The 10,983-nt window shown below is 72.5% G+C and carries 10 protein-coding genes; all 10 read left to right on the forward strand.

Features of this window, described 5'->3' with window-relative positions:
• The first annotated feature begins 658 nt into the window (after positions 1-658).
• The 10 genes from ACFV0O_RS28575 (at position 659) to ACFV0O_RS28620 (ending at position 10,929) form a co-directional block, all read left to right on the forward strand.
• On the forward strand, positions 659-1,975 hold the full coding sequence (locus ACFV0O_RS28575) for an MFS transporter (RefSeq protein ID WP_380346546.1): 1,317 nt from the start codon (positions 659-661) through the stop codon (positions 1,973-1,975).
• Between the two features lie 38 nt (positions 1,976-2,013).
• The gene (locus ACFV0O_RS28580; protein WP_380346547.1) at positions 2,014-2,721 is read left to right on the forward strand and encodes a thioesterase II family protein; all 708 of its coding nucleotides are present in this window, start codon (positions 2,014-2,016) and stop codon (positions 2,719-2,721) included.
• Between the two features lie 64 nt (positions 2,722-2,785).
• Positions 2,786-4,321, forward strand: coding sequence for a non-ribosomal peptide synthetase (locus tag ACFV0O_RS28585; protein ID WP_380346548.1), 1,536 nt, complete (start codon positions 2,786-2,788; stop codon positions 4,319-4,321).
• A gap of 144 nt (positions 4,322-4,465) precedes the next feature.
• Positions 4,466-5,314, forward strand: a complete 849-nt coding sequence (locus tag ACFV0O_RS28590) for a hypothetical protein (protein WP_380346549.1) — start codon at positions 4,466-4,468, stop codon at positions 5,312-5,314.
• The gene (locus tag ACFV0O_RS28595; RefSeq protein WP_380346550.1) at positions 5,311-5,979 is read left to right on the forward strand and encodes a leucyl/phenylalanyl-tRNA--protein transferase; all 669 of its coding nucleotides are present in this window, start codon (positions 5,311-5,313) and stop codon (positions 5,977-5,979) included. The genes ACFV0O_RS28590 and ACFV0O_RS28595 overlap by 4 nt, the downstream gene beginning before the upstream one ends.
• A 62-nt stretch (positions 5,980-6,041) precedes the next feature.
• Complete coding sequence (locus ACFV0O_RS28600; RefSeq protein WP_380346551.1) at positions 6,042-8,408, forward strand: beta-ketoacyl synthase N-terminal-like domain-containing protein; 2,367 nt, start codon at positions 6,042-6,044, stop codon at positions 8,406-8,408.
• Complete coding sequence (locus ACFV0O_RS28605) at positions 8,405-8,680, forward strand: PqqD family peptide modification chaperone (RefSeq protein ID WP_380346552.1); 276 nt, start codon at positions 8,405-8,407, stop codon at positions 8,678-8,680. The genes ACFV0O_RS28600 and ACFV0O_RS28605 overlap by 4 nt, the downstream gene beginning before the upstream one ends.
• Positions 8,677-9,648, forward strand: coding sequence for a TIGR03560 family F420-dependent LLM class oxidoreductase (locus tag ACFV0O_RS28610; protein WP_380346553.1), 972 nt, complete (start codon positions 8,677-8,679; stop codon positions 9,646-9,648). Before ACFV0O_RS28605 ends, ACFV0O_RS28610 begins: the two co-directional genes overlap by 4 nt.
• The gene (locus tag ACFV0O_RS28615) at positions 9,645-9,893 is read left to right on the forward strand and encodes an acyl carrier protein (protein ID WP_380346554.1); all 249 of its coding nucleotides are present in this window, start codon (positions 9,645-9,647) and stop codon (positions 9,891-9,893) included. The genes ACFV0O_RS28610 and ACFV0O_RS28615 overlap by 4 nt, the downstream gene beginning before the upstream one ends.
• 202 nt (positions 9,894-10,095) lie before the next feature.
• Positions 10,096-10,929 (forward strand): class II fructose-bisphosphate aldolase, encoded by an 834-nt coding sequence (locus ACFV0O_RS28620; protein ID WP_360263225.1) that lies wholly within the window; start codon positions 10,096-10,098, stop codon positions 10,927-10,929.
• Positions 10,930-10,983: the final 54 nt, after the last annotated feature.

The raw sequence follows: 10,983 nt of genomic DNA on the forward strand, positions 1-10,983 counted from the left end.
ACCGATTCTCGTCGCACAAACGACGTCGGAAGGCACTTCCGCACCAATGGCAGCTCCGGGGAAGTCGCCGGCGGCATGGCCGGTCGTCCCGCATGACGCGACCGTCCTGGACGGCACGCGAAAAAACGGCCCTGAACTGCGTGAATACAGCCAGGAAGCCGCTGCGACACGGGCAGATATGCCCGATTCCCCCGTTCTTCCGACACCTCCCGGCCCGCATCGAGAGCGGGCCGGAGAGCACCGGAGAGCAGCCATATTAACCCTTGGAATTTCCGCGGGCTACCCCCGGAGTTTAACGTTCCGCAAGTTGACGCTATGTCATGCTCTGCGCAAGATGGAGGTCTTGCCCGATTCGCCCGGGCTCTCGGAGGCCCCCAAACCGGACATAGGAGTGGAATCCGCCGACCGGCGCCGAGGGCGCCTCCGGAGCGGGTTCCGGCGATCTCTGCGAATCCGTCGGCAAAAGCGCCGGTTGTCCGGTTCTGAACCGCCCCACCCGATTCTCCCCGCCGATAGCGGGTGAAACGGACACCGATAGTCGGGATGTGTGGATGTGGCACACTTCACACGAACACTTTGTGAAGTGGATTCACTCCTCAATTTGGGTGGCGGTACACCGTCTTGCGGGTTATGTTGATCGCTCTCAAGCGCCTCGGGGATGCACCGAACACAATTCGGCGCTTGGGAACTTTCGGGAGGAGAAGAAAGCTTGCCTGCGCCATCAATCCCGCCACGACGGCCACGGGGTCCGCTGACCGAACGCAATTTCCTGATGCTGTTCAGCGCCCGGGCGATCTCCTCCCTCGGTGACGGGATCTCCCTGGTCGCCCTGACATTCGCCATGCTGGACCTGGCCGGCCCCAAGGGCCTCGCCATGGTCCTGCTGGCCCGCGAGATCCCCACCATCGCGCTGCTGTTGCTCGGCGGCGTCTGGGCCGACCGGTTGTCCCGCCGCAAGCTGATGATCGCCGCCAACGTCGCGATGTTCGGCGCGCAGGCGGCCTCGGGCGCCCTGGTCCTGTCCGACTCGGCGGCCGTCTGGAAGATCGCCCTGCTCCAGGTCGTCTACGGCCTGGGCAACGCGCTGTTCCTGCCGGCCTCGCTGAGCGTGGTCCCGCAGAGCGTCAGCCCCGAGCACCTCCAGAAGGCGAACGCCCTGCTGGCGCTGTCCCGCAACGGCCTGGGCGTCATCGGCCCGATGGCGGGCGCCCTGCTGGTGGCCACCGTCGGCGCGGGCTGGGGCATGGCCGCGGACGCCGGGACCTTCCTCCTCGCCTCGATCGCCTTCTGCTTCATGCGGATCGCCGACCCGAAGCGGGAGAAGGCGGAGTCTGTCCTCAACGAACTCAAGGGCGGCTGGAAGGAGTTCACCTCCCGGACCTGGGTGTGGACGATCGTCTCGTCCTTCGGCCTCTTCCAGCTGGCCGTGTTCCCGGTCTTCATGGTGCTGGGCGCCCGGATCGCCAAGGAGGACCTCGGCGGCGCCGGAGCCTGGGGCGGCCTGCTCGCGGCCACCTCCATCGGTGCCATCCTCGGCGCGCTCGTCGCCACCAGGGTGAAGCCCAAACTCCCCCTGGTCTTCGGCCAGTTCCTGATCCTCCCGGTGGGCCTGTTCTTCGTCCTGTTCGCGGTCGGCGCCCCGTTGCTGGTGCTGCAGGGCGTGGCGGTCTTCGCCTGGGCCTGCTCCGAACTCGGCGACACCCTCTGGTACACGGCCCTGCACGAGAACGTGCCCGAGGAGGCCCTCGGACGCATCAGCTCCTTCGACTTCTTCGGCTCCCAGGTCTTCAAACCCGTCGGCTTCGCCCTGGTCGGCCCGATCGGGGCCGCCATCGGCTCCAACACCGTCATGCTCGGCTCCGCCGGCCTGCTCGTGGTGGTGACCGTGGGCATCCTCTTCGTGCCCGGCGTCTGGCAGGTCCGGTCGGGGGCGCCGACGCCGGCGCCGACGCTCGAACCGGCGGCCGCGGAATGAGCACCGACGAACCGCAACGGCCCGCGCCCACAACCCTCGTGACCTGGGCACCCGGTACCCCCGACGGACCGGCCCTGATCTGCCTGCCCTGGGCCGGCGCCAGCGCCGTGGTCTTCCGGACCTGGGCGGACGCCTTCCCGGAGGACGTCGGCGTGTACGGCGTACGGCTGCCGGGCCGGGAGAACCGCATGGCCGAACCGGCCCTGACCGACGTGGCCGAGATCATCGCCGAGGTGCGGGAGGCCGTCGCCGGCCTCCCCCACCGGCGCGTCGCCCTGTTCGGCCACTGCTCGGGCGCCCTGGTCGCCTTCGAACTCGCCCGGGAACTCGGCCCCTCCGTGGTCCACCTCGCCGTGGCCTCGCAGCTCCCGCCTCCGCAAGCCGCCCAGGCCGCCGACGAGGAACTCGTCTCCCGCGAGCAGCTCGCCCGGCGCTACCTGGACCAGGACCTGCTCGCCGAACCGGACATCGTGGAGCTGCTGCTGCCCGTCCTGGAGGCCGACATGCGGGCCATCAGCAAGTACCGCTACCGCGAAGGACCGCTCCGGGACGTGCCGCTCACCGTCTTCCGCGGCACCGCCGACGACGAGATCGCCCTCGACGACGTCGTCGGATGGCACGCCCAGACCACCGGTCACGCCCGGATCCGCGAACTCGCGGGGGCCGACCACCTGTTTTCCGGCCCGTCCTGGACCGGCCTCGCGGAGTCCGTGGCCGAGGACCTCGATGCCGCACTGCACCGGTGACACCTCCGGTGGGCCAATGATCGAAACGACCGCCCCGGCGCGGTGCGTGAGTGGAGGAGTGGGAGTGACTGCGGGTTACGAGTGGCGACACACCGACGTCGTCGCACAGACAGGGGAACTGGCCGCCGAACTCGGCCGGACCGGCGGCACCGGACGCAAGGTCGTGGCCATCGAATGCGACCGCGGCCTACCCTCGGTCGTCGCACTGCTGGCGGTGCTGGAAGCCGGTGACATCCCCCTGCTGGGTTCCGCCGCCGACCCCGCCGACCGACGGGCCCGGCTGCGCGAGGCCTCCGGGGCCGCCGCCGTGGTGACCGGTTCCGTCGGCGCGTTCACCGTCACCGCCACCGGCGCGGACCGGCCGGCCGCCTGGCCGGACGCCGTGTACCTGGCGGCCACCTCCGGCACCACCGGTGACCCGAAGATCGCCCCCATCGACCGCGCGGTCTTCGAGGCCTACCTCCACGACATCCGCGAGGCCTACGGACTGACGGACACCGACCGGGTGCTCCAGTTCGCCCCGGCCGGGTTCGACGTGTTCGTGGAGGAGGTGGTCCCGACCTTCCGGGCCGACGCCACCGTCGTCGTCCCGCCGTGGGAGCACGCGCCGTCCGCCGAGACCTTCCTGGACTTCCTGGAGGCCCAGCGGATCACCGTGGTCAACCTGCCCAGCTCCTACGGGATGGGCGTGATCGACTTCATGCGCAGGACCGAGCGCGGCCTGCCGTCCTCCGTCCGCCTGGTGGTCCTCGGCAGCGAGCCGGTCGCCCGGCCGCTCGTCGAGTGGGCCCGCGAGCGACTCTCCGGCGTCAAACTGCTGAACGCCTACGGGACTTCGGAACTCGCCCCGACCTGCTTCGTCTTCGACTTCGACGAACTGCCCAAGGCCACCGCCCACCCCGAGGACGTGCCCGTCGGCGCCCCGCTGCCCTTCATGCGCTACGAACTGCGGCCCGAGGCCGGGACCGACGGACGGGGCCGGCTCCTGCTCGGCGCCCGGCCGGCGGTCGGCGCGGCCCCCGCCCACGACACCGGCGACCTGGCCTCGCTCGCCTCCGACGGCTACGTCTACCTGCACGGACGCGCCGACCTCACCCGGCTCAAGCGCGGCGGGGTCACCGTCAACGGGGAGTCCCTGGCCGCGGCCGCCCGGGAGTGCGCCGGGGTGCTCGGCGCCGTCGTCCGCCTGGACCGGAACTCGGACGCGCTCCTGGTCGTCGTCCAGTCCGCCGACGCACCCGAGCAGGTCCGCGAGCGCGTCGCCGCCCACCTCGCCGCGGTGCTGCCGCCGGCCTGGCAGCCGGACCGCATCCAGGTGACCTCGGGCCTGGAGCACGCCCAGGGCGCCAAGCTCGGCGTCCTCGCCGCGCCGGACGTCGCCACCTCGGTGCGCGCCGCGTGGATCCGCTGGACCCCGGCCGAGGAGGTGGACGCCACGACCGACTTCTTCGACGCCGGCGGCACCTCCATCGCCGCGGTCCGGATGTGCGCCCAGCTCTCCGACGCCCTGCTCCGCAAGGTGCCGGTACAGCTCATCTTCGCCAACCCCCGGTTCGGCGATTTCACCCGGGCCGTGGACAAGCTGCTGAAGTCCGCCTGACCCGCCGCCGCCCGGACGGCACGGCCGCGCGCCCGCCCCGCGGCCGCCCCGCCGCGTCCGCGCGCCCGGCCCGGTCTCGGCACGTTCCGCACCGGCCCACGGCCCGGTTCCACCCTGTTGGGAACTACGGAGGACAACTCCCCTATGACAGACCGACCCGCCTTCGCCCCCTCACTGAAGGTCCTCTGCGACCAACCCGGCGAGCTGACCGCCCCCGACGTCTCCCTGGCCGGACTGCTGGCGCAGTTCCCGGGCCTCGCCGAGGCCAAGGCGATCTGCCTGACCGGCTCCACTGCGGCCGGCTGGGCCAACCCGTTCAGCGACGTCGACGCCTACGCCTTCGCCGACACCGACCTCGACCTGCCCGTCGACGACACGATGGAGATGTGGCGCAGCACCGACGAGAGCGGCCTGACCTGCCTGACCTGGATGGGCCGCTACGGCGACTCCCGCATCGACCTGAAGATCTGGCCGACGGACGCGCCCGCGCAGGCCCTCGCCCCCTACCTGACGGCGGAGGAGCCCGAGTTCTGCGAGTCCGGCACCGTCGTCAAGGACTTCGTGTACCGGCTCTCGATCGCCAAGCCCCTCAAGGGCGAGGAGTTCTTCGAGGAGACCAGCCGCCTGATCGCCTCCTCCTCGTACCAGCGGGCCCTGACCCGCACCCTCAAGATCGACGCCGAGAACCGGCTCACCGACGTGGCCGGCATGCTGCGCAACGACGACGTCAAGAGCGCCCGCATCGCCGCCATGACCGCCGCGGCGTGGATCGCCGACGGCGCCCTGGTCCTCGCCGGTTCGCTGTGCCGCAGCGACAAGTGGCTGCTGCGCCGCATCGAGGAGACCCCGGCGTCCGGCCTGACCGTCGACGGCTACCGCACCCAGGTCCTCCAGGGCCCCGGCCCCGGCGAGTCGGAGCGCGACTGCGTCCTGCGCATCGCGAACTGGGCCCGCACCACCGTCACCAACCTCGAAGAGGCGGCCCTCGGGTGAGCGGCGACCGACCCGTGACGGGGGACACGATCTCGGCGCCGCTCGACCCGGTCCTGGCCGGCTACCTCAGCGGGCACGTGCCGTGGGGAGTGGGCGACGAGATCGTCTGGCGGGTCCCCGAACCGCGCTTCTACCTCGACCTCGCCCACGCCCGCTTCCCGGACAGCGTGTGGAAGCGGACCCGCCGGCTCGGCTGGACCGGGCGGATCAACGGGGACTTCGAGCAGGTGCTGCAGGGCGTCGCCGAAACCCCGCGCAGCAACGACACCGAGTGGATCACCCCGGCCATCGCCGACCAGTACCGGGCCCTGCACCGGGCCGGACTCGCCTCCTCCTTCGAGGTCTGGAACGGCGATGACCTGATCGCCGGCGAGCTCGGCGTCCTGGTCGGCGGCGTCTACTTCTGCGAGACCAAGTTCCACCGGGTCGCCGAGTCCGGCAACTTCCTCTCCGGGATGGCCGTGCTCACGCTCGCGAACGCCGGCTTCTCGGTCTACGACGCCCAGTACGGGCCCGCCTACCTGGAACGCTTCTCCACCAAGGGACTCGAACCCTTCGACGCGGACACGTTCCCGGACCTCGTCGCGCGGGCCGCCGCCCGGCGCTACCGGCACATCGGAGCGGGCGCGCCGGCCGTGCTGACCAAGCCCGTCCTGCCCGAGTAATGACCGCCCCGGTCACGGCCGTTCGAGGCCGTGACCGTTCGAACGAAGAGGACTCCCAAGCCGTGACAGGCGATGTCATCACAACGGCGACCCCGATCGCGATCATCGGAATGGCCTGCCGCTACCCCGGCGCCGACAGCGCGGAGGCGTTCTGGGCCAATCTGACGGCCGGCGTCGAGTCGATCGAGCGCGGCCCCGCCGAGGGGAACCACGTACGGGCGGTCGGCAGGGTCGACGGCATCGAGGACTTCGATGCCGAGTACTTCCGGATCCCGCCGGCCGAGGCCGCGGCGATGGACCCCCAGCACCGGGTGCTGCTGGAGGTGGCCGCTGCCGCCCTGGAGGACTCCGGCTACCTCGGCCGCGGCGGCGACCGCGTCATCGGCGTCTTCGCCGGTTCCGGCGAGAACACCTACCTGCGCGACCACGTCGCCCCCGACACCGCCGCCGTGGAGAACCTGGGCGAGCTGCGCCTGGCCCTGGCCAACGAGAAGGACTTCCTCGCCCCGCGGATCGCCTTCAAGCTGGGCCTGCGCGGACCGAGCCTGACCGTCCAGGCCAGCTGCTCCACCGGACTGACCGCGATCGCCCTGGCCTGCCAGGCCCTGGCGGCCGGTGACTGCGACATCGCGGTCGCCGGCGCGGTCAGCCTGCTGATGCCCGACGTGGACGGCTACGAGTACGTCCAGGGCGGCATCAACTCCGCGGACGGCCACTGCCGGACCTTCGACAAGGGGGCCTCCGGCACCGTGCCCGGGTCGGGCGCGGGCATGGTCGTGCTCAAGCGCGACGGCCAGGCCCGCACCGACCGCGACCGCCGCTACGGCGTGATCCGCGGCTGGGCCACCAACAACGACGGCAGCTCCCGGGCCGGCTTCACCGTGCCCAACGTGGAGGGCCAGCAGGCCGTGGTCCGGGCAGCCATGCGGCGGGCCGGCGTGGAGCCGCGCGAGGTCTCCTACGTCGAGGCCCACGGCACCGCGACCCCGCTGGGCGATCCGATCGAGGTGGAGGCCCTCAGCCGGGTGTTCGCCGACGACGACCGCGGCCCGGGCGCCGTCGCCCTCGGCTCGGTGAAGACCAACATCGGGCACACCGACGCCGCGGCCGGTGTGGCCGGGCTGATCAAGGCCACCCTCGCCGTCCGGCACGGGGTGATCCCGGCGAGCCTCCACTTCACCGAGCCGAACCCGGCGATCGAGCTCGACGGCACCACCCTCTACGTCAACACCGGCACGCGGGCCTGGCCCGAACGGGACGCCAGGCGCGTCGCGGGCGTCAGCTCGTTCGGTCTGGGCGGCACCAACGCCCACGTGATCGTGGCCGACACCGACGAGGCGGACACCGACCCGGCCCCCCGGGACCGGCAGGCCGTGGTCCTCTCGGCGCGCACCGACGACGACCTCGCGCGGGCCAAGGCCCGCCTCGCCGACCGGCTGGAGGCCGGGGCCCGGCTGTCCGAGCGGGAGTTCGCCGACACCGCGTACACCCTCGCCGTGGCCCGGCCCGCCCACGCGGCCCGCTGGGCCGGCTCCTACGCCGACGCCGAGGACCTGGTGACGGCCCTGCGCGCACCGCACCGGCCGACCGGCCGCAGCACCCGCGTCTCCCTCGCGGTCGAGGGCCGGCCGGACGAACTCGTCGCCATGGCACGGCGCGAGGCGGCGGCCGAACCGCTGGCCGCCGCGGCGCTCGCCGAGTACACGGCCCTGCTCGACGCCGAGGGCGGACGAGCGGACGGCACGGTGTTCGACACCCTGCCCGAGGAGGCCGCCGGCGCCCTGGCCGTGCTCGTCCCGCTGCGCGCCCTGCAGCTGGCCGGGGTGAGCCTGGCCCGCGTCGACGTCCCGCCGTTCGCAGCGCCGGCGGCGGACTGGCTGCTGGCCGGCGGCCCCGCGCAGGAGCTGGGCCGGGTCCTGCACGCCGGCGCGCAGTCCGCCGGGGCACCGAAGGCGCCCGTCGCCCCGGACCGCCTGCGCCTGGGCCCCGACCACCGGCTCGCCGACACCGTGGCCCTCGCCTGGGCCCGCGGCGCGGCGATCGACTGGGCCGGGTACTACGGGACCGAGGCGCGCCGGGTGGTGTCGCTGCCCGCCTACCCGTTCGCCGCCCAGCGCCACTGGATGGAGAAGCAGGCCCCGCAGCAGCACCCGGACGGCACGGACACCGCGGCGGCCGGCCAGGACGCGGCGACCGTCGCCGAGGTGGTGACCACCGCGTGGTCCCAGGTCCTCGGCCTGACGAGCACCGACCCCGAGGCGGACTTCCTCGACCTGGGCGGCGACTCCCTCACCGCGGTGGAGATCGGCGCGCGGGTCAACGAGGAGCTGTGCCTCTCGCTGCCGCTCGACCTGGCCTTCCAGACCCCGACCATCTCGGCGATGACGGAATTCATCGAGAACCACCAGCAGACTGGAGCAGACGCATGACAACCCTGATGGACGAGGTGCTCGTCCGTGCCCTCGACGTCACCGTGCGCCGCGGTGAGGACGACGGCCTGCTGGTCGAGACCCTGATCGGGCGCTACCTGTTCGACACCGAGGCCCGCGACGTGTGGCGCCAGGTCGACGGCAGCCGTCCGGTGCGCGAGGTCGTGGCGCGGGTCGCCGAGGTCACCGGCCGGCCGGCGGACGAGGTCCGCGGCCCGGTGGAGGACTTCCTCGCCCGCCTGCTCGACCTGCGACTGCTGGAGCGGGTGTGACCGCAACACCGTTCACCCGGGTCGGTTTCCAGTTCGCGAGCTACGCCTTCCCCCAGGTCCCGGACAGCCGGCTGTTCGACCACGTCGTCGCGGTCGCCCGGACGGCCGAGGAGTCGGGCTTCGACAGCATCTGGGCGATGGACCACGTGCACCAGATCTCCAGCGTGGGCGAGGCCGCCGACCCCATGCCGGAGGCGTACACCACGCTCGCCGCCCTCGCGGCGCTGACCTCGACGGCCAAGCTCGGCGTCCTGGTCTCGGCCGTCGGGTTCCGCAACCCGGCCCTGCTGGCGAAGATGGTCACGAACATCGACGTGATCAGCAAGGGCCGCGCGGTGCTCGGCGTCGGCGCCGGCTGGCACGGCGAGGAGTACGAGGCGTACGGCATGCCGTTCCCCGAACTCGGGCAGCGGATGCGGGAGTTGCGGGAGGCGGTGAAGATCTGCCGGGCGATGTTCACCGAGCACGCCCCCTCCTTCGAGGGGACGTACCACCGCGTCAGCGGCGCGCTGAACGTGCCGCAGCCGACCACCCCCGGCGGCCCGCCGATCCTGATCGGCGGCAGCGGCGAGAAGACCACCATCCCGATGATCGCCAAGCTGGCCGACGGCTGTAACTTCTTCGGCGGCCCGGCGACCGTGCGCCACAAGATCGGCGTCCTGAACCGGGCCTGCGAGGCCATCGGCCGGGACCCGGACACCGTCACCAAGACCTGGCTGGGCACCGCGATCATCGGGGACTCGGAGGCCGAACTGGAGCGCGGCGCCGAGGCGTTGGCCAAGCTGCACGGCATGCGCCCGTCGGCCGTCCGCGCCATCTCCCTGTGCGGCACCCCCGACCAGGTCGCCGAGCGGGTCCAGCAGTACCGGGACTGCGGCATCGACGGGGTGATCGTGAACATGGACGACGCCGGCGAGCTGGACCGGGTCGCCCGGGCCGGCAAGGTGCTCTCGGAGGCGATGGCATGACCACCACCCAGGAAACCGCGTCCGAGACCATCGCGGAGGTCTTCGCCGAAGCCCTGGGCCTGCCGGCGATCGACTGGGAGACCGGCTTCTTCGACCTGGGGGTGGACTCGGCGATGGTCGTCCGGGTCACCACCGAGCTGCGCGCGCACTGGCCGGGGCTCCGGATCGTCGACGTGTTCTCGTACTCCACGGTCAGCAGCCTGGCCGCCCACCTGACCGCCACCCAGCCGCAACCCGCCGGCTGACCGGTCCGGGCCCACCTCCCGACGGGGGCGGCCCGCCGCGGCTCCGGCCCGGTGGGCCGCCCCCGTCCGCCGCTCGGCCCGGACGCCGCCCGGCTCCCCGCCCTTTCGCGCACCGCCGCTCCGCGCACCGCCGCTCCGCACACCGCCCCTTCGCGCACCGCCGCACGCAGTGGCACGCCCACCAAGCAAAGGAATCCCGATCATGCCGCTGGTCCCCACCGCGTCGATCGTCGACGCCGCACGCGCAGCCGGTGTCGGCGCACTGGCCTTCAACGTCATCCACCTGGAGACGGGCGAGGCGATCGTCGCCGCCGCCGAGGAGACCGGAATCCCGCTGGTCCTCCAGATCAGCAAGAACTGCATCGACTACCACGGCGGCATGATGCCGCTGCTGCGCGCGACGCTCGCCCTGGCCGAGGACTCCGCCGCCGGGCTCTCCGTCCACCTCGACCACCTGACCGACCCGGACATGATCCGCGCGGGCGTCGAGGCGGGCGCACGGTCCGTCATGGTCGACTACTCCGACCTGCCGTACGAGGAGAACGTCCGCGCCACGGCGGAGCTGACCGCCTGGTGCCACGAGCGCGAGGTCTTCGTCGAGGCCGAACTCGGCAAGGTGGGCGGCAAGGGCGGCGCGCACGCGTTCGGCGTGCGGACCGACCCGGACGAGGCGCTGGCCTTCGTCCGGGCCACCGGGGTGGACGCGCTGGCCGTCGCGGTCGGCTCCTCGCACCGCATGCGCGAGCGGACCGCCGTCCTGGACAAGGACCTGGTCACCACGCTGAGCGAGGCGCTGCCGGTGCCGCTGGTGCTGCACGGTTCGTCGGGCGTGGCCGACGAGGAGCTCGCCCAGGTGATCGCCGCCGGCATGACGAAGATCAACATCTCCTCCCGGCTGACCACGGTCTTCACCGGCGTCGTCCGGGAGATGCTGGCCGCCGACCCCGATCTGACGGACTCGCGCAAGTGCTTCGAGCCCGCGCGCCGGGCCGTCACGGACGAGGTGGCCCGCCTGCTCACCTCCCTGGGGGCCTGACAGCGGGCCGCTTCGCAATCCACAGGGCCGGGCCGGCTCCGGGGGATCCCCCGG

Source organism: Kitasatospora sp. NPDC059577 (assembly GCF_042735475.1).
GTDB lineage: Bacteria > Actinomycetota > Actinomycetes > Streptomycetales > Streptomycetaceae > Kitasatospora.